A 19,792-nucleotide genomic window follows, 5' to 3' on the forward strand; every position below is an offset into this window, starting at 1 on the left:
CCTTCTCTCCGTAGTCCGATTAGTTGCGGTCGAGGTCGATGTCGATACCGAGCGAGCGGATTTCCTTCACCAACACGTTGAAGGATTCCGGCATGCCGGCGTCGATCACGTGATCGCCCTTGACCAGGTTCTCATAGACCTTGGTCCGGCCGGTCACGTCGTCCGACTTCACCGTCAGCATTTCTTGCAGCACGTACGATGCGCCGTACGCTTCGAGCGCCCACACTTCCATCTCACCGAAACGCTGGCCACCGAACTGCGCCTTACCGCCCAACGGCTGCTGCGTCACGAGCGAGTACTGGCCAGTGGAACGCGCGTGCATCTTGTCGTCGACCAAGTGGTGCAGCTTCAGGTAGTGCATGTAGCCGACAGTCACCGTACGTTCGAACATCTCACCCGTGCGACCGTCGTACAGACGCACCTGGTTTTTCGACGGCGTCATGCCGAGGTTCTTCGCGATGTCGTCCGGGAATGCCAGGTCCAACGCGCGCGACATTTCTTCTTCCGTCGCACCGTCGAACACCGGCGTGGCGAACGGCACGCCTTCGCGCAGGTTCTTCGCCAGTTCGACGATTTCGTCGTCGGTGAAGCTGTCCAGCTCTTCAGCGCGGCCCGACTCGTTGTAGATCTTGGTCAGGAATTCGCGCAGTTCTTCGATCTTCGCCTGACGCTGCAGCATTTCACCGATACGCCAGCCGAGACCCTTCGCGGCCCAACCCAGATGCACTTCGAGAACCTGACCCACGTTCATCCGCGACGGCACGCCGAGCGGGTTCAGAACGACGTCAGCCGGACGGCCATCGGCCATGTACGGCATGTCTTCAATCGGAACGATCTTCGACACGACACCCTTGTTACCGTGACGGCCGGCCATCTTGTCGCCGGGCTGCAAACGGCGCTTGACCGCCAGGTAAACCTTGACCATCTTCAGCACGCCCGGCGGCAATTCGTCGCCTTGCGTGAGCTTCTTGCGCTTCTCTTCGAACGCGAGATCGAACTGGTGACGCTTCTGTTCGATCGAGTCCTTGATGGCTTCGAGCTGTGCCGCTGCTTCTTCGTCCGCGAGGCGGATGTCGAACCAGTGGTAGTGGTCGAGATCTTCGAGGTAAGCCTGTTCGATCTTCGTACCCTTCGCAAGCTTCTTCGGACCGCCGTTCGCGACCTTGCCGGTCAACATACGTGCGAGACGCTGGAACGCGTCACCTTCCACGATACGCAACTGGTCGTTCAGGTCGAGGCGATAACGCTTCAGCTCATCGTCGATGATCTGTTGCGCGCGCTTGTCGCGCTGAATGCCTTCACGCGTGAACACTTGCACGTCGATCACGGTGCCGCTCATGCCCGACGGCACGCGCAGCGACGTGTCCTTCACGTCCGAAGCCTTCTCACCGAAGATCGCGCGCAGCAGCTTTTCTTCCGGCGTGAGCTGAGTCTCGCCCTTTGGCGTGACCTTGCCGACCAGCACGTCGCCTGCTTCGACTTCAGCGCCGATGTAGACAATGCCCGACTCGTCGAGACGGCCGAGTTGCACTTCAGCCAGGTTCGAAATGTCGCGCGTGATTTCTTCCGGTCCGAGCTTCGTATCGCGAGCAACGACGTTCAGCTCTTCGATGTGGATCGACGTGTAGCGATCGTCCGCAACCACCTTCTCCGAGATCAGGATCGAGTCTTCGAAGTTGTAGCCATTCCACGGCATGAACGCGACCAGCATGTTCTGGCCGAGCGCCAGTTCGCCGAGGTCGGTCGAGGCGCCGTCAGCCAGCACGTCGCCACGCGACACGATGTCGCCGACCTTTACGATCGGGCGCTGGTTGATGTTCGTGTTCTGGTTCGAACGCGTGTACTTGATCAGGTTGTAGATGTCCACGCCGACGTCGCCGGCAGCGGCTTCATCGTCGTTCACGCGAATCACCATACGGCCCGCGTCGACGTAATCGACCACACCGCCACGGAATGCCTGAACCGTCGTGCCCGAGTCGACCGCGACCGTGCGCTCGATGCCCGTACCGACCACGGCCTTCTCAGGGCGCAGACACGGCACAGCCTGACGCTGCATGTTCGAACCCATCAACGCGCGGTTCGCGTCGTCGTGCTCGAGGAACGGAATCAGCGATGCCGCCACCGACACGATCTGCGACGGTGCCACGTCCATATACTGGATGCGGTCCGGCGTGACCATCAGCGTTTCGCCCGCTTCACGCGAGGAAACCAGTTCGTCGGTCAGCGTGCCGTCTTCAGCCACCGCCGCGTTCGCCTGAGCGATCACATAACGGCCTTCTTCGATCGCCGACAGGTAGTCGATCTGGTCGGTCACCTTGCCGTCCACAACCTTCCGATACGGCGTTTCGAGGAAGCCGTATTCATTCAGGTGCGCATACAGCGCGAGCGAGTTGATCAGGCCGATGTTCGGACCTTCCGGCGTTTCAATCGGGCACACACGACCGTAGTGCGTCGGGTGCACGTCGCGGACTTCAAAGCCGGCGCGCTCACGCGTCAAACCGCCCGGGCCAAGAGCCGAAACACGGCGCTTGTGGGTGATTTCCGACAGCGGGTTCGTTTGGTCCATGAACTGCGACAGCTGCGACGAACCGAAGAATTCGCGAATCGCCGAGGAAATCGGCTTTGAATTGATCAGATCGTGCGGCATCAGGTTTTCGCTTTCGGCTTGGCCGAGGCGTTCCTTCACAGCACGTTCGACACGCACGAGACCTGCACGGAACTGGTTTTCCGCCAGTTCGCCGACGCAACGCACACGACGATTGCCCAAGTGGTCGATATCGTCCACTTCGCCCTTGCCGTTGCGCAGCTCGACCAAGATCTTGATCGTGGCGAGGATGTCGTCGTCTTGCAGCGTCATCGGGCCGATGATTTCATCGCGACCGACGCGGCGGTTGAACTTCATACGACCTACCTTCGAGAGGTCGTATGCATCTTCGCTGTAGAACAGACGGTTGAAGAGCGCCTCGACCGCTTCTTCGGTCGGCGGCTCGCCAGGACGCATCATGCGGTAGATCGCGATGCGCGCGGCCATCTTGTCTGCGGTTTCGTCGATGCGCAGCGTCGACGAAATGTACGGACCCTGATCCAGATCGTTCGTGTAGAGCGTCTGGATGTCCTTGATCTTCGACTCGCGCAGCTTTTCGAGGACGGTTTCCGTGATTTCGTCGTTCGCGTTGGCGATGACTTCACCGGTGTCGCCGTCGACGACGTTCTTCGCCAGCACGCGACCGAGCAGATAGTCTTCCGGCACCGAAATGAACTTCGTCTTCGCGTTGTCGAGATCGCGAATATGCTTGGCGTTGATCCGCTTGTCCTTCTGGACGATCACGTTGCCGTCACGGTCCGTGATGTCGAAGCGCGCGACTTCACCACGCAGACGCTCGGGCACGAATTCCATCTGCGCGCCTTCCGGCATCAGCGTGAAATTGTCGAACACGAAGAAGTTTGCGAGGATCTGTTCCGGCGTGAGGCCGATCGCCTTCAGCAGGATCGTGACCGGCATCTTGCGGCGACGGTCGACGCGGAAATACAGTACGTCCTTCGGATCGAATTCGAAGTCGAGCCACGAACCGCGGTAGGGGATGATACGCGCGGAAAACAGCAGTTTGCCCGAGCTGTGCGTCTTGCCCTTGTCGTGTTCGAAAAACACGCCGGGCGAACGGTGCAGCTGCGAAACGATCACACGTTCCGTGCCGTTGATGACGAAGGAACCGGTCGGCGTCATGAGCGGAATTTCGCCCATGTAGACTTCCTGTTCCTTCACTTCCTTCACGACCGGCTTACTCGGCGATTCCTTGTCGAGCAGCACAAGACGCACTTTGGCGCGCAGAGCCGAACAATACGTCAAACCGCGCTGCTGACATTCCTTGATGTTGAATGCCGGCGGCGACAGCATGTAGCTGACGAACTCTAGACGTGCGAACCCGTTATGCGAAACAATCGGGAAAACGGATGTGAACGCAGCTTGCAGACCTTCCGGCTTGCGTTGCGTGGACGGCGTGTCTGCTTGCAGAAACGTGCTGAATGATTCAAGCTGGGTAGCCAGCAGGAAAGGTACTTGGTGAACGATGGGGCGCTTCGCAAAACTCTTGCGAATGCGCTTCTTCTCGGTGAAGGAATATTGCATACGATCTCCGAATCACGGCGGGCATTGTTGTCGAGGCAGGATACCTTGATGAGACAACCCGAGTGTTCACCGACTGAGACCCGATGGCCGTCCGATGGCTTGAACGAGCCTAGAAGCTTGGTGGTTGGCCGCTACCAACCGCTGGCTGACGGCAGCGGATGCCTGTGTTGCCCGCTACCCGACCAAACTTGCCTTCTGCAGTCGCTTCAGAAGACAAAGAGAAACGCCGGTCAATCTTGCCGATAGACGGTTTTTCTTTGACTTCTGGGAGCGATGTTTTTGCCCAAACGTCTTGCAAAAACGTGCCCCCCACAAAGCACAAAAAGGCCGGCGGTGGAAAACCGCCAGCCTTAGCGCAACGCGCTGAAACTTACTTGATTTCAGCCTTCGCGCCGGCTTCTTCCAGCTTCTTCTTGGCTTCTTCAGCAGCAGCCTTCGGTACCGATTCCTTAACAGGCTTCGGTGCGCCGTCGACCAGGTCCTTCGCTTCCTTCAGGCCGAGACCCGTCAGTTCACGAACGGCCTTAATGACCGAAACCTTGTTCGCGCCGACTTCCGTCAGGTTGACCGTGAATTCGGTTTGCTCTTCAGCAGCAGCAGCAGCACCACCGCCTGCCGGGCCTGCCACTGCAACAGCAGCTGCCGACACGCCAAACTTTTCTTCGAACGCCTTGACCAGCTCGTTCAGTTCCAGAACCGACATCGAGCTTACTGCCTCGAGGATGTCTTCTTTTGCGATTGCCATTTGAAATACTCCTAAATTGAATTCGGATACAGCCAGCGATCAATCACGCTCGACTGAAGTACCTTATGCAGCGGTTTCTTCGCCTTGTTTCTTTTCTGCCAGCGCGGCCAGAGCGCGCGCAAAGCCCGAAACAGGTGCTTGCATAACGTACAACAGCTTGGAGAGCAGTTCTTCGCGGCTCGGGATGTTTGCCAGCGCTTGCACGCCAGCCTTGTCCATCACCTTGCCTTCGTAGGAACCAGCCTTGATGACCAACTTGTCATTGCTCTTGCCGAAGTCGTTGACGACCTTAGCAGCAGCAATTGCATCTTCCGAGATGCCGTAGATCAGGGGACCGGTCATCTGCTCTGCCAGCGGAGCAAAGGGGGTACCTTCGACAGCGCGACGCGCCAGCGTGTTTTTCAACACACGAAGGTAAACCTGTTGCTCACGCGCTTTCGCGCGCAGCTTGGTCAGATCGCCAACCGTGATCCCACGATACTCAGCCAGAACCACGGTCTGGGCTTTCGCGACTTGCGCGGCAACCTCAGCGACGACGGCCTGCTTGCTTTCTTTGTTGAGTGGCACGGTTAACCTCCAGATTCGATACACGCGGCGTGCGCCTTGTGTACCGCGTTCAATAACGGCGTCCGACCAGTCAGGAGTATTTCGACCGTTGGAAATCCACATTGCTGCGGATATCCAACGGTTTCATCACTACAAAACCTTTTCGGGTTCGCCATCTGCGTTGGCTTTCCATTAAGGACCCGCCTACCCGCTGCGTGCCCGCCAACGGTCTTTGACAACCGGTTGCGTGATGCAGACCGCCACCTCGCAACCGCCCAAAGCCCATAAAAGCGTCTCGACTCTCGCCGAGACGACGTGAAATCTCTTACTGTGCCGCGAGCGACGCTTGGTCGACGCGAACGCCAACACCCATCGTGCTCGACAGAGCGACCTTGCGCAGGTAGACACCTTTGCTCGTTGCCGGCTTCGCTTTTTGCAGCGCGTCGACGAGAGCGTTCAGGTTGCTACGCAGAGCCGTCGGCTCGAACGAAGCGCGGCCGATGGTAGCGTGGATGATACCGGCCTTGTCGACACGGAATTGCACTTGGCCAGCCTTGGCATTCTTGACTGCCGTTGCGACGTCGGCCGTAACCGTACCGACCTTCGGGTTCGGCATCAAGCCACGCGGGCCGAGGATCTGACCCAACGTACCGACTACGCGCATCGTGTCTGGCGAAGCGATCACAATGTCGAAGTCCAGCTTGCCAGCCTTGACTTGTTCAGCCAGATCTTCCATACCGACGATTTCCGCGCCGGCGACACGGGCTTGTTCCGCCTTCTCGCCCTGTGCGAACACTGCCACGCGGACCGATTTACCGGTACCTGCCGGCAGCACGACCGAGCCACGAACTACCTGGTCAGACTTCTTCGCATCGATGCCGAGTTGCACTGCAACGTCGATCGACTCGTCGAACTTTGCGCTTGCACATTCCTTCACGAGCGACAGTGCGTCATCGATCGGATACAGTTTTTGACGATCCACCTTGGCTGCAAATGCTTGCAGACGCTTCGAAAGCTTAGCCATTTACACGCCCTCCACGGTGATGCCCATCGAGCGGGCGCTACCAGCGATCGTACGAACCGCTGCGTCCAGATCAGCTGCCGTCAGATCGGGCATCTTGGTCTTGGCGATGTCTTCAGCTTGAGCACGAGTGATCTTGCCGACCTTGTCCGTATGCGGCTTGCTCGAACCCTTGTCGATCTTCGCTGCCTTCTTGATCAAAACCGTAGCCGGCGGCGTTTTGAGAACAAACGTGAAGCTCTTATCCGCAAATGCGGTGATCACGACAGGAATCGGCAGACCCGGTTCCATTGCTTGAGTCTGAGCGTTGAACGCCTTGCAGAACTCCATGATGTTCAGGCCACGTTGGCCTAACGCCGGACCGACCGGCGGCGACGGATTGGCTTTACCTGCAGGAATCTGCAGCTTGATAAAGCCGATGATTTTCTTTGCCATGTTAAAAACCTCTTTGGAACGCCGCTCCGATACATGCAGACGTTCAGTGAGTAGTAGCGCGCGTTCACCGAAAAACAGGCTACTTGCGCTCCTCAACGGCCATTACGCGAGCCGTAAGCGCGAGATGCGGAACGCGCCGATGCCGCGTTCCGCAAAATTCTGAATTACAACTTTTCGACCTGGCCAAATTCCAGCTCGACCGGCGTTGCGCGGCCGAAGATCGTAACGGAAACCCGGACACGTGACTTCTCGTAGTTCACTTCTTCGACGCTGCCGTTGAAATCCGTGAATGGGCCGTCCTTTACCCGCACCATCTCGCCTACTTCAAACAGGGTCTTCGGTCGCGGTTTTTCGACACCTTCCTGCATCTGCGACATGATCTTCTCGACTTCTCGCGGAGAGATCGGACTCGGACGATTACGCGCGCCACCAACGAAGCCTGTCACCTTTGCCGTATTTTTCACGAGGTGCCACGTTTCGTCCGTCATTTCCATTTCCACGAGCACATAGCCCGGGAAGAAACGACGTTCGGTCACGGATTTGTGGCCGCCCTTCACCTCAACAACTTCTTCAGTCGGTACGAGGATCTGGCCAAACTGGTCTTGCATGCCGGCGCGTTCGATGCGCTCCTGAAGCGCGCGTTGCACGCTCTTCTCCATTCCGGAGTAGGCGTGCACGACGTACCAACGTTTTCCGCTCGGGGATGCCGGAGTATCGCTCATATCATTTCCAACCCAGAATCACCGAGAAAATCGCCCATTCGATGGATTTATCGCTAATCCAAAGAAAGATCGCCATGACGAAGACGAAGCCGAATACTACAAGCGTTGTCTGCGTAGCCTCTTTGCGCGTTGGCCAGACAACTTTGCGAACTTCTTTATACGAATCCTTGGCGAAAGCGATGAAGCCCTTGCCAGGCGCAGAGAGAAGACCGACTACAATGCCGGCAATCACACCGACAGCCAAGGCGGCTCCGCGGACGTACCACTCCTGGCCATTGAGCCAGAAAAATCCCACAAATCCGGCCAAGACCAACAATACGCCCGCGACGAGCATCAGCTTGTCGCTGGATGTATTTACAGTTTCGACGGAAGGATTCGCCATAACACCTTAACGAAGCGTCAAATGCGACGCGAGAGTTGGCAGGGGCAGAGGGAATCGAACCCCCAACCTTCGGTTTTGGAGACCGACGCTCTGCCAGTTGAGCTATACCCCTAAACCATTTGGGGTTGACGACACCGCCAACCCCGAAATTACCGATTAACGAGAACTATCTGGCGTTACTCGAGAATCTTGGCAACGACACCTGCGCCGACGGTACGGCCGCCTTCGCGGATCGCGAAGCGCAGACCTTCTTCCATCGCGATCGGATTGATCAGCTTCACCGTGATCGACACGTTGTCGCCCGGCATGACCATTTCCTTGTCCTTCGGCAACTCGATCGAGCCCGTCACGTCCGTCGTACGGAAGTAGAACTGCGGACGATAGTTGTTGAAGAACGGCGTGTGGCGGCCGCCCTCGTCCTTGCTCAGCACGTACACTTCGGCCGTGAAGTGCGTGTGCGGATTGATCGAGCCCGGCTTCGCCAGCACCTGACCACGCTCCACGTCTTCACGCTTCGTGCCGCGCAGCAGGATACCCACGTTGTCGCCTGCCTGACCCTGGTCGAGCAGCTTGCGGAACATTTCCACGCCCGTGCAGGTCGTCTTCACCGTCGGTTTGATACCGACGATCTCGATTTCCTCGCCGACCTTCACCACGCCGCGCTCGACGCGACCCGTCACCACCGTGCCACGACCCGAGATCGAGAACACGTCTTCCACCGGCATCAGGAAGGCGCCGTCAACTGCACGCTCCGGCGTCGGGATATACGTGTCCAGCGCGTCGGCCAGGTTCATGATCGCCACTTCGCCCAGCTCGCCCTTGTCGCCTTCCAGCGCCAGCTTGGCCGAACCCTTGATGATCGGCGTGTCGTCGCCCGGGAAGTCGTACTTCGACAGAAGTTCGCGAACTTCCATCTCGACCAGCTCCAGCAGCTCGGCGTCGTCCACCATGTCGCACTTGTTCAGGAACACGATGATGTACGGAACACCCACCTGGCGCGCCAGCAGGATGTGCTCGCGCGTTTGCGGCATCGGGCCGTCAGCGGCCGAGCACACCAGGATCGCGCCGTCCATCTGCGCTGCGCCCGTGATCATGTTCTTCACATAGTCAGCGTGGCCCGGGCAGTCGACGTGGGCGTAGTGGCGGTTAGCCGTTTCGTACTCGACGTGCGCCGTGTTGATCGTGATGCCGCGCGCCTTTTCTTCCGGCGCCGCGTCGATCTGGTCATACGCCTTCGCTTCGCCGCCGAACTTCTGCGTCAGAACCGTCGTGATCGCTGCCGTCAGCGTGGTCTTGCCGTGGTCAACGTGACCGATCGTGCCGACGTTCACGTGCGGCTTGGTCCGCTCAAACTTACCCTTGGCCATTTTCGACTCCTAAGAGGATTTATCCGTACGTTGCGCCGGGCGCAAACAATCACCGAGTACTTCTGGTGCCCATGGGCAGGATCGAACTGCCGACCTCTCCCTTACCAAGGGAGTGCTCTACCACTGAGCCACATGGGCGCTACATCTTGTGCTGGAGCGGGTGAAGGGAATCGAACCCTCGTCGTAAGCTTGGAAGGCTTCTGCTCTACCATTGAGCTACACCCGCAAGGATTCATGGATTCCCAACCACTTCTACAGCTTGCATTTTCTGGTGGAGGAGGTTGGATTCGAACCAACGTAGGCGTAAGCCAACAGATTTACAGTCTGCCCCCTTTAGCCACTCGGGCACCCCTCCGCAGAGAACTGACGATTATGAGGGAACAACCGCTCGATGTCAAGGCTTGCTTGATCGTTCCCACACCACAGCTTTCACCTATAAGGTAAATTCCTCTTCGCGTAAACGCACAAACCCCACCGGTGTGGGGTGGGGTCTGTGTTTCTGCATGGGAGCCTGACGATTACCTACTTTCACACGGGCAATCCGCACTATCATCGGCGTGGAGTCGTTTCACGGTCCTGTTCGGGATGGGAAGGGGTGGTACCGACTCGCTATGGTCATCAGGCATGACTTGTTGTCAGGTTGACGCGGGGGTCAACACGACCAATCTGGAAGAAGTAGTGTCTGGTGCATCGCACCAGGGGGAATGGGGTGGTGAGTGTATCGGGCACAACGCGGATCTCAACCGTGCGGGGCGACGCGGGGAGGCGCCACCGGAAACACACTGGTTATAGGATCAAGCCTTACGGGCAATTAGTATCAGTTAGCTCAACGCATTACTGCGCTTACACACCTGACCTATCAACGTCCTGGTCTTGAACGACCCTTCAAGGGGCTCGAAGCCCCGGGGATATCTCATCTTAAGGCGAGTTTCCCGCTTAGATGCTTTCAGCGGTTATCTCTTCCGAACATAGCTACCCGGCGATGCCACTGGCGTGACAACCGGTACACCAGAGGTTCGTCCACTCCGGTCCTCTCGTACTAGGAGCAGCCCCCTTCAAATATCCAGCGCCCACGGCAGATAGGGACCAAACTGTCTCACGACGTTTTAAACCCAGCTCACGTACCTCTTTAAATGGCGAACAGCCATACCCTTGGGACCGGCTACAGCCCCAGGATGAGATGAGCCGACATCGAGGTGCCAAACACCGCCGTCGATATGAACTCTTGGGCGGTATCAGCCTGTTATCCCCAGAGTACCTTTTATCCGTTGAGCGATGGCCCTTCCATACAGAACCACCGGATCACTATGACCTGCTTTCGCACCTGCTCGACTTGTCGGTCTCGCAGTCAAGCACGCTTATGCCATTGCACTATCAGCACGATTTCCGACCGTACCTAGCGTACCTTCGTACTCCTCCGTTACACTTTGGGAGGAGACCGCCCCAGTCAAACTGCCTACCATGCACTGTCCCCGGTCCGGATTCACGGACCAGGGTTAGAACCTCAAACAGATCAGGGTGGTATTTCAAGGATGGCTCCACGCAAACTGGCGTTCACGCTTCAAAGCCTCCCACCTATCCTACACAGACCGGTTCAAAGTCCAATGCAAAGCTACAGTAAAGGTTCATGGGGTCTTTCCGTCTAGCCGCGGGGAGATTGCATCATCACAAACACTTCAACTTCGCTGAGTCTCGGGAGGAGACAGTGTGGCCATCGTTACGCCATTCGTGCAGGTCGGAACTTACCCGACAAGGAATTTCGCTACCTTAGGACCGTTATAGTTACGGCCGCCGTTTACCGGGACTTCAATCAGGAGCTTGCACCCCATCATTTAATCTTCCGGCACCGGGCAGGCGTCACACCCTATACGTCCACTTTCGTGTTTGCAGAGTGCTGTGTTTTTATTAAACAGTCGCAGCCACCAGTTTATTGCAACCCCTTCACCCTTTGCGCGCAGGCGCATCAAGCTACAGGGGCGTACCTTATCCCGAAGTTACGGTACCAATTTGCCGAGTTCCTTCTCCCGAGTTCTCTCAAGCGCCTTAGAATACTCATCTCGCCCACCTGTGTCGGTTTGCGGTACGGTCTTGTTGAACTGAAGCTTAGAGGCTTTTCCTGGAACCACTTCCGATTGCTTCGTCACCGAAGTGACTGGCCTCACACCCTTGAATTACGCGCCCGGATTTGCCAAAGCGCCTTCTCCAATGCAAGGACCGGGACTTCCAACACCCGGACAACCTTCCGCGATCCGTCCCCCCATCGCATTCAACAATGGTGCAGGAATATTAACCTGCTTCCCATCAGCTACGCATTTCTGCCTCGCCTTAGGGGCCGACTCACCCTACGCCGATGAACGTTGCGTAGGAAACCTTGGGCTTACGGCGAGGGGGCCTTTCACCCCCTTTATCGCTACTCATGTCAGCATTCGCACTTCCGATACCTCCAGCACACTTTCCAGTGCACCTTCGCAGGCTTACGGAACGCTCTCCTACCATGCATATAAATATGCATCCGCAGCTTCGGTATATTGCTTAGCCCCGTTACATCTTCCGCGCAGGACGACTCGATCAGTGAGCTATTACGCTTTCTTTAAAGGATGGCTGCTTCTAAGCCAACCTCCTGACTGTTTTAGCCTTCCCACTTCGTTTCCCACTTAGCAATATTTGGGGACCTTAGCTGGCGGTCTGGGTTGTTTCCCTCTTGACACCGGACGTTAGCACCCGATGTCTGTCTCCCGTGATTGCACTCTTCGGTATTCGGAGTTTGCTATGGCGTAGTAATCCGCAATGGACCCCACAACCATGACAGTGCTCTACCCCCGAAGGTGATACACGAGGCACTACCTAAATAGTTTTCGGAGAGAACCAGCTATTTCCAGGTTTGTTTAGCCTTTCACCCCTATCCACAGCTCATCCCCTAACTTTTCAACGTTAGTGGGTTCGGACCTCCAGTACGTGTTACCGCACCTTCATCCTGGCCATGGATAGATCACCTGGTTTCGGGTCTACACCCAGCGACTGAATCGCCCTGTTCGGACTCGCTTTCGCTACGCCTGCCCTAATCGGTTAAGCTTGCCACTGAATGTAAGTCGCTGACCCATTATACAAAAGGTACGCCGTCACCCCTTGCGAGGCTCCGACTGTTTGTATGCATGCGGTTTCAGGATCTGTTTCACTCCCCTCCCGGGGTTCTTTTCGCCTTTCCCTCACGGTACTGGTTCACTATCGGTCGATCACGAGTATTTAGCCTTGGAGGATGGTCCCCCCATCTTCAGACAGGATTTCACGTGTCCCGCCCTACTTGTCGTACACCTAGTTCTTCCTCGCTGTTTTCGTCTACAGGGCTATCACCTGCTATGGCCGCACTTTCCAGAGCGTTCGACTAACAATGAAGATAAAGAGTACAGGCTGCTCCCATTTCGCTCGCCACTACTCTGGGAATCTCGGTTGATTTCTTTTCCTGCGGTTACTTAGATGTTTCAGTTCACCGCGTTCGCTTCACGTAGCCTATGTATTCAGCTACGGATACTCCATAAGGAGTGGGTTTCCCCATTCGGATATCGGTGGATCAAAGCTCGTTTGCCAGCTCCCCACCGCTTTTCGCAGGCTACCGCGTCCTTCATCGCCTGTGATCGCCAAGGCATCCACCACATGCACTTGTTCGCTTGACCCTATAACGAGTGTGTCTCCCGGTCCTTGCGGATCCGTTGAGCTCGCTACAGGTTGAGTATTCGTGTTGCGCCGTATTCCAGGGCAATCTTCCGATTCCCCTTTCATACATTGATACAATCACAACCCTGATTCACCTACTCGGACACCCATCTCGAGGTACCCTTTCGTGAATCTCTTTACTACTTCTTCCTGATTGTTAAAGAACGACAGCCGATATCGCAGTTGCCATAACCGCGTATCACTCTGACTGGCTCAATCGCCAATGCAAAACGCTCTGTGCCGTACACAGAACACTGCGCATTGAGGATTGGTGGAGGATGACGGGATCGAACCGACGACCCCCTGCTTGCAAAGCAGGTGCTCTCCCAGCTGAGCTAATCCCCCGGGATCATGCAGATGCGCCAGAGGGGTTGCATTCAGCACACCAGACAAGACAATGGTGGGTCTGGATGGGTTCGAACCATCGACCCCCGCCTTATCAAGACGGTGCTCTAACCAGCTGAGCTACAGACCCCTGAGTCTGCCTGATTTCACAGCCGATAAGCGTGAGCGCTCAACACTTGGACGCGTTAGCTCGAGAAAGGAGGTGATCCAGCCGCACCTTCCGATACGGCTACCTTGTTACGACTTCACCCCAGTCATGAATCCTACCGTGGTGACCGTCCTCCTTGCGGTTAGACTAGCCACTTCTGGTAAAACCCACTCCCATGGTGTGACGGGCGGTGTGTACAAGACCCGGGAACGTATTCACCGCGGCATGCTGATCCGCGATTACTAGCGATTCCAGCTTCACGCACTCGAGTTGCAGAGTGCGATCCGGACTACGATCGGTTTTCTGGGATTGGCTCCACCTCGCGGCTTGGCGACCCTCTGTTCCGACCATTGTATGACGTGTGAAGCCCTACCCATAAGGGCCATGAGGACTTGACGTCATCCCCACCTTCCTCCGGTTTGTCACCGGCAGTCTCCCTGGAGTGCTCTTGCGTAGCAACTAGGGACAAGGGTTGCGCTCGTTGCGGGACTTAACCCAACATCTCACGACACGAGCTGACGACAGCCATGCAGCACCTGTGTTACGGCTCCCTTTCGGGCACTCCCACCTCTCAGCAGGATTCCGTACATGTCAAGGGTAGGTAAGGTTTTTCGCGTTGCATCGAATTAATCCACATCATCCACCGCTTGTGCGGGTCCCCGTCAATTCCTTTGAGTTTTAATCTTGCGACCGTACTCCCCAGGCGGTCAACTTCACGCGTTAGCTACGTTACCAAGCCAATGAAGGCCCGACAACTAGTTGACATCGTTTAGGGCGTGGACTACCAGGGTATCTAATCCTGTTTGCTCCCCACGCTTTCGTGCATGAGCGTCAGTATTGGCCCAGGGGGCTGCCTTCGCCATCGGTATTCCTCCACATCTCTACGCATTTCACTGCTACACGTGGAATTCTACCCCCCTCTGCCATACTCTAGCCCGCCAGTCACAAATGCAGTTCCCAGGTTAAGCCCGGGGATTTCACATCTGTCTTAGCGGACCGCCTGCGCACGCTTTACGCCCAGTAATTCCGATTAACGCTTGCACCCTACGTATTACCGCGGCTGCTGGCACGTAGTTAGCCGGTGCTTATTCTTCCGGTACCGTCATCCCCCCGCCGTATTAGGGCTGAGGTTTTCTTTCCGGACAAAAGTGCTTTACAACCCGAAGGCCTTCTTCACACACGCGGCATTGCTGGATCAGGCTTGCGCCCATTGTCCAAAATTCCCCACTGCTGCCTCCCGTAGGAGTCTGGGCCGTGTCTCAGTCCCAGTGTGGCTGGTCGTCCTCTCAGACCAGCTACAGATCGTCGCCTTGGTAGGCCTTTACCCCACCAACTAGCTAATCTGCCATCGGCCGCCCCTGTAGCGCGAGGTCCCGAAGGAGCCCCCGCTTTCCTCCGCAGAGCGTATGCGGTATTAATCCGGCTTTCGCCGGGCTATCCCCCACTACAGGACACGTTCCGATGTATTACTCACCCGTTCGCCACTCGCCACCAGGGTTGCCCCCGTGCTGCCGTTCGACTTGCATGTGTAAGGCATGCCGCCAGCGTTCAATCTGAGCCAGGATCAAACTCTTCAGTTCAATGCCTGTTACTGTTTTTCGGTTGTTTTACCAACCGGTCGCTCACTCAACGTACTGACGAATGATCATCCTGTCTTTCAACAGGAAAACCTTCCTTTCATTACTGTGTGAGACTTGATACTTTCGCTTCCGGCAGACCCCGAAGAGTCCACCGCGCGCCGCGCATCAAGCGCCCACACTTATCGGCTGTTAGTTTTTAAAGATCGCTTACGCATTCACCACCGTCACGACGCCCACTTCAACCACCCGGCACCGCTTCGTTCTGCGTCGCTGCATCTGCAGCAGAGAAACGAGATTATGAGACATCTCTTTCGTTTCGTCAAGAACATTTTTTCGCTTTCGCTTAAAACTTCTTTCTTGGCGCTACGCGCCGCTGGTTTCTACCGCGGCCCTCGTTTGCAACGAGGAGGCGAATCATAGGCCAACCTCAGCCATGTGACAAGGGTTTGACCAAATTCTTTTTTTGGCGGCTCACTTTAGGGACGAATTCACTACTGCAACGATAGGAACCGCATCCGCCATTGCGGCATAACCCGCATCGCTAGGATGAATATGATCGCCGCTGTCAAAAGCGCGCTGCAAGCGCTCCGGCTGCGCCGGATCGCGTAGCGCCGCGTCGAAATCCACCACCCCGTCGAAACCGCGGCTGCTCCGAATCCATTGATTGACCGCAAGCCTGATGCTCTCTCGCTGCGCCGGCAACGACGCGGGCGTCAGCGTCGAGCCGAACACCTTTACGCCACGCTGCCGCGCGGCGGCTACCACTCGTTGATATCCGGCGATCAGACCCGCAGCCGTGACCGGCGTATGCGGGAAATCGCAGTCGAGACCATTGCGGGCCGGCATCGCCGCGAAATTGATGTCGTTGATGCCAATCAGCAGAATCGCCGCCTTGACGCCAGGACGCTCGAGCACGTCGCGATCAAAACGCTGGACAAGCGCCTCGCCATAGCACGGCGAATCGCTTAGCAAGCGATTGCCGCTGATGCCGAGATTGACAACCGCAATCGAGCGCTCGCCGCTGCCGGCGAACCGGCGCGCTAGCGCGTCCGGCCAACGCTTGTTCTGATTGAGACTGGAGCGCATGCCATCGGTGATGGAGTCGCCGATCGCGGCCACGGCCATCGACGCAGGGGCGTCCACGGACAAGCCGGTCAGCCACACATATTGCGTAAACCGGCTGCGAAACGAATCGGCCGAAGTATCGGCCGTGTGATTGCCCGGTGCCGAAACATAGTTCACCTGGCTCGATACACGGTGCCACGCCACGATTCGTTGCTCCGCCCCCACGAACGCGCTGATCGCATAAGGCGCACCTTTGGCGACTTCGATTGCGACGGGATCGCTATCCAGCTCCGCTCCGGGCGGAATACTCACCGCTGTCTTCCCGCCGAACGTCACGCGCGTTTCGCTGCCGCCCAGAGCCGCGGCACCGCCGGCCGAGCGCGCGATGCGCAGTTCGTCGATGACCAACGCCGTCTTGCCGTACTCATTACTCAGATGGATCCGCGCCGATTTGCCGGACAGCGTCGGATAGACGATCTGGCGCACCGTGCGCCCCGCCACTTCTGGCGCGCGGTACAGCGAAGGCAAATCCGCACGTTGAGGAATCGGCTGCAGCGCCGTCGCCCACGCGGCCACCCAATGCGCGGAGGCGTCGGCGGCAAAAGCGCTCGGGGAAACGGCAAATTGGGTGAGCAACACCGCAGCGCATGCGGCAGCCAGAGTGCGAATGGTCATTCGGTGGTCGGTTCGAGGCGAAAACGTGCATTGTGCCCGATCGCAATGGCGGTCACGGGCGGCTGCGTACGCCCTTCGCCGACTCAGGCGGCCGCCCGCGCTCCGGTCATCTTCGATGCCAGCGCTTCCGCCACTTCGATTCCGTCGATCGCCGCCGAATAGATTCCGCCTGCATACCCGGCGCCCTCACCAGCCGGATACAGACCGTCCACATTCATGCTCTGATAATCGTCCCGGCGACGCACGCGAATCGGTGACGACGTTCTCGTCTCAACGCCCGTCAGCACCGCGTCATGCATGGCAAAGCCGGCGATCTTCTTGTCCATCTGCGGCAAGGCTTCGCGAATCGACTCGATCACGTAATCAGGCAGCGCGGTGCTGAGATCGGTCGGATGCACGCCGGGTTTGTACGACGGCACCACCGAGCCGAGCGAGGTGGACGGCCGTCCGGCGATAAAGTCGCCGACCAGTTGACCCGGCGCCATATAGTTGCCGCCGCCCAGCTCGAACGCCCGCTCCTCCCACTTGCGCTGAAACGCGATGCCGGCGAGCGGGCCGCCCGGATAATCGTCCGGCGTGATGCCGACGACAATCCCCGCATTGGCATTGCGCTCGGCCCGCGAATACTGGCTCATGCCGTTCGTCACGACGCGCCCAGGCTCCGAGGTCGCCGCCACCACGGTGCCGCCGGGGCACATGCAGAAGCTATACACCGCACGCCCGTTGCTGCAGTGATGCACCACCTTATAGTCGGCGGCGCCCAATTGCTTGTGCCCGGCGAACTTGCCGAACCGGCTGCGATCGATCAAACCCTGCGGGTGCTCGATCCGGAAACCGAGCGAAAAGGGCTTCGCTTCCATATAGACGCCGCGCTCATGCAGCATCTCGAACGTATCGCGCGCGCTATGGCCGACCGCCAGCACAACATTCTCGCAACGCAGCGTTTCACCGGTCGAAAGCTTCAGGCCGCGAACTTTGCCGTGGTCAATTTCGATGTCGTCGACGCGCGTTTCAAAGCGCACTTCACCACCCAACTCGTGGATGGTCGCGCGCATCTTTTCGACCATGCTGACGAGACGGAAGGTGCCGATATGGGGCCGGCTCAGATACAGGATGTCTTCCGGAGCCCCCGCGCGGACGAATTCGTCGAGCACCTTGCGACCGTAGTGCTTCGGATCCTTGATCTGGCTGTATAGCTTGCCGTCCGAGAACGTACCCGCGCCGCCTTCGCCGAACTGCACGTTCGATTCGGGATTCAGCACCGACTTGCGCCACAGGCCGAATGTGTCCTTGGTGCGCTCGCGCACGGCTTTGCCGCGCTCGAGGATGATCGGACGGAAGCCCATCTGCGCGAGGATCAGTCCGGCGAACAGGCCGCACGGCCCCATGCCGATCACAACCGGGCGCAATGTGGTGAATTGCGCCGGGGCCTTGGCGACGAACCGGTAAGTCATGTCAGGCGTCACGCCGCAATGCGGCACTGCGCCGAGCCGCTTGAGCGCGGCAGCCTCATCCGTTACCTCGACATCGACGATGTACGTGAGTTTGATGTCGGCGCGCTTGCGGGCATCGTGAGCGCGGCGAAAAACGGTGTATCGGATGAGCCCGTTCGCCGCCACGCCGAGTTCCGCGAGGCGCGCGCGGACCGCGGCTTCGAGGGCACTGTCGGGATGATCGAGCGGGAGTTTGATTTCGCTAAGACGTAACATGAGTACCGGGGATGCAGGAAGGCCGCAAATCGCGGCCAATTCGCAATTTTATAGGTTAAGCGTCGGCGCGGGGCGCCAGCGACGCGTGACTGCGGCCACCAAGGGTCCGCCAGCACCTATCGACGGCAAGGATCCGTCGCAAAAAAGTTATTAACCGACCGGTCGGTTGGCTTATACTGTGCAAACACAGAAACTTCCGCAGAGAGCGTCCCCATGTACACGCAATCCCTGGATATTCCCGGCAATGTCGCTCCGCTCGACTCGGGCGCGAATTCGCCTGAACAGGCGCGATTCGACGCAGTCATGACCGACGACGGCAAAATCGAGCCGCAGGACTGGATGCCGGACGCTTACCGCAAAACGCTGGTCCGGCAAATCTCGCAGCACGCGCATTCGGAGGTCGTCGGCATGCTGCCGGAGGGCAACTGGATCACGCGCGCGCCCAGCCTCAAGCGCAAGGCGATCCTGCTCGCCAAGGTGCAGGACGAAGCCGGCCACGGTCTCTATCTATATAGCGCGGCCGAAACGCTCGGCGTGTCGCGCGATGAGCTGATCGCGGCGCTGCATTCCGGCAAAGCCAAATATTCCAGCATCTTCAATTACCCGACGCCCACATGGGCCGACGTCGGCGTGATCGGCTGGCTGGTCGATGGCGCGGCGATCATGAACCAGATTCCGTTGTGCCGCTGCACGTACGGCCCGTATGCGCGGGCGATGATCCGCATCTGCAAGGAAGAGTCGTTCCACCAGCGCCAGGGTTTCGACGCGCTGATGTCGATGATGTCCGGCACCGAAGCGCAACGCGAACTGGTCCAGCAGGCCGTGAACCGCTGGTGGTGGCCGGTGCTGATGATGTTCGGCCCGAGCGACAAGGATTCGATCCACAGCAATCAGTCGTCGAAATGGGGCATCAAGCGCATCTCGAACGACGATCTGCGCCAGAAATTCGTCGATGCCACCGTCGACCAGGCCAAGGTGCTCGGCGTCACGCTGCCGGACCCGGACCTGAAATGGAACGAGGCGCGCGGCCACTACGACTACGGCGACATCGACTGGGAAGAGTTCTGGCGCGTCGTAAACGGTGACGGGCCGTGCAATCGCGAGCGTCTCGCCACCCGCGTCAAAGCCCACGACGACGGCGCCTGGGTGCGTGAAGCCGCCCTCGCCCACGCGGAAAAGCAGCGCCAGCGCGCGCAACAGCACGCCGCCTGACAA

The 19,792-nt window shown here is 58.1% G+C and carries 11 protein-coding genes, 6 tRNA genes and 3 rRNA genes; 1 reads left to right on the forward strand and 19 read right to left on the reverse strand.

Annotated elements, in window-relative coordinates; all coding sequences use genetic code 11:
* Positions 1–19: 19 nt before the first annotated feature.
* From rpoB to ACOCG7_RS29440, 19 genes are all read right to left on the reverse strand, one after another.
* Positions 20–4,126, reverse strand: a complete 4,107-nt coding sequence (gene rpoB / locus ACOCG7_RS29350; protein ID WP_421378308.1) for a DNA-directed RNA polymerase subunit beta — start codon at positions 4,124–4,126, stop codon at positions 20–22.
* 370 nt (positions 4,127–4,496) lie between these two features.
* Entirely contained in the window at positions 4,497–4,871 is a 375-nt protein-coding gene (rplL, locus tag ACOCG7_RS29355; RefSeq protein WP_011490060.1) for a 50S ribosomal protein L7/L12, read from the reverse strand.
* Between the two features lie 63 nt (positions 4,872–4,934).
* Positions 4,935–5,438 (reverse strand): 50S ribosomal protein L10, encoded by a 504-nt coding sequence (rplJ, locus tag ACOCG7_RS29360; RefSeq protein WP_006053279.1) that lies wholly within the window; start codon positions 5,436–5,438, stop codon positions 4,935–4,937.
* A gap of 304 nt (positions 5,439–5,742) precedes the next feature.
* Positions 5,743–6,441: a 50S ribosomal protein L1 gene (gene rplA, locus ACOCG7_RS29365; protein WP_114163231.1), complete on the reverse strand. Its 699-nt coding sequence runs from the start codon at positions 6,439–6,441 to the stop codon at positions 5,743–5,745.
* On the reverse strand, positions 6,442–6,873 hold the full coding sequence (gene rplK, locus ACOCG7_RS29370) for a 50S ribosomal protein L11 (protein ID WP_042329781.1): 432 nt from the start codon (positions 6,871–6,873) through the stop codon (positions 6,442–6,444).
* A 164-nt stretch (positions 6,874–7,037) separates the two neighbouring features.
* Complete coding sequence (gene nusG, locus ACOCG7_RS29375) at positions 7,038–7,595, reverse strand: transcription termination/antitermination protein NusG (protein WP_007180147.1); 558 nt, start codon at positions 7,593–7,595, stop codon at positions 7,038–7,040.
* 1 nt (position 7,596) lies between these two features.
* Positions 7,597–7,977 carry a preprotein translocase subunit SecE gene (gene secE / locus ACOCG7_RS29380; RefSeq protein ID WP_073432705.1) on the reverse strand — a complete coding sequence of 127 codons (381 nt, stop codon included), beginning with the start codon at positions 7,975–7,977 and terminating at the stop codon, positions 7,597–7,599.
* Positions 7,978–8,013: 36 nt separating this feature from the next.
* Positions 8,014–8,089: transfer RNA gene (locus ACOCG7_RS29385), tRNA-Trp, on the reverse strand.
* A 64-nt stretch (positions 8,090–8,153) separates the two neighbouring features.
* Positions 8,154–9,344 (reverse strand): elongation factor Tu, encoded by a 1,191-nt coding sequence (tuf, locus tag ACOCG7_RS29390; protein WP_012434572.1) that lies wholly within the window; start codon positions 9,342–9,344, stop codon positions 8,154–8,156.
* Positions 9,345–9,407: 63 nt separating this feature from the next.
* A tRNA-Thr gene (locus tag ACOCG7_RS29395) sits at positions 9,408–9,482 on the reverse strand.
* A 14-nt stretch (positions 9,483–9,496) separates the two neighbouring features.
* A tRNA-Gly gene (locus ACOCG7_RS29400) sits at positions 9,497–9,570 on the reverse strand.
* A gap of 43 nt (positions 9,571–9,613) precedes the next feature.
* A tRNA-Tyr gene (locus tag ACOCG7_RS29405) sits at positions 9,614–9,699 on the reverse strand.
* Between the two features lie 154 nt (positions 9,700–9,853).
* Positions 9,854–9,967, reverse strand: a 5S ribosomal RNA gene (gene rrf, locus ACOCG7_RS29410).
* A 167-nt stretch (positions 9,968–10,134) separates the two neighbouring features.
* Positions 10,135–13,015: ribosomal RNA gene (locus ACOCG7_RS29415) — 23S ribosomal RNA — on the reverse strand.
* 309 nt (positions 13,016–13,324) lie between these two features.
* Positions 13,325–13,400, reverse strand: a tRNA-Ala gene (locus tag ACOCG7_RS29420).
* A 53-nt stretch (positions 13,401–13,453) separates the two neighbouring features.
* A tRNA-Ile gene (locus ACOCG7_RS29425) sits at positions 13,454–13,530 on the reverse strand.
* Between the two features lie 65 nt (positions 13,531–13,595).
* Positions 13,596–15,128, reverse strand: a 16S ribosomal RNA gene (locus ACOCG7_RS29430).
* The 16S, 23S and 5S rRNA genes sit together here with 5 tRNA genes alongside, the layout of an rRNA operon.
* Positions 15,129–15,599: 471 nt before the next feature.
* The gene (locus ACOCG7_RS29435; protein WP_114163232.1) at positions 15,600–16,868 is read right to left on the reverse strand and encodes an SGNH/GDSL hydrolase family protein; all 1,269 of its coding nucleotides are present in this window, start codon (positions 16,866–16,868) and stop codon (positions 15,600–15,602) included.
* Between the two features lie 83 nt (positions 16,869–16,951).
* On the reverse strand, positions 16,952–18,577 hold the full coding sequence (locus ACOCG7_RS29440; protein ID WP_114163233.1) for an NAD(P)/FAD-dependent oxidoreductase: 1,626 nt from the start codon (positions 18,575–18,577) through the stop codon (positions 16,952–16,954).
* A gap of 213 nt (positions 18,578–18,790) precedes the next feature.
* Here ACOCG7_RS29440 and paaA point away from each other — a divergent pair, with 213 nt between their 5' ends.
* Positions 18,791–19,789: a 1,2-phenylacetyl-CoA epoxidase subunit PaaA gene (gene paaA / locus ACOCG7_RS29445; RefSeq protein WP_073432201.1), complete on the forward strand. Its 999-nt coding sequence runs from the start codon at positions 18,791–18,793 to the stop codon at positions 19,787–19,789.
* The last annotated feature ends 3 nt before the right edge of the window (positions 19,790–19,792 follow it).

The organism is Paraburkholderia sp. DD10, assembly GCF_049177125.1.
Lineage (GTDB): Bacteria > Pseudomonadota > Gammaproteobacteria > Burkholderiales > Burkholderiaceae > Paraburkholderia > Paraburkholderia terricola.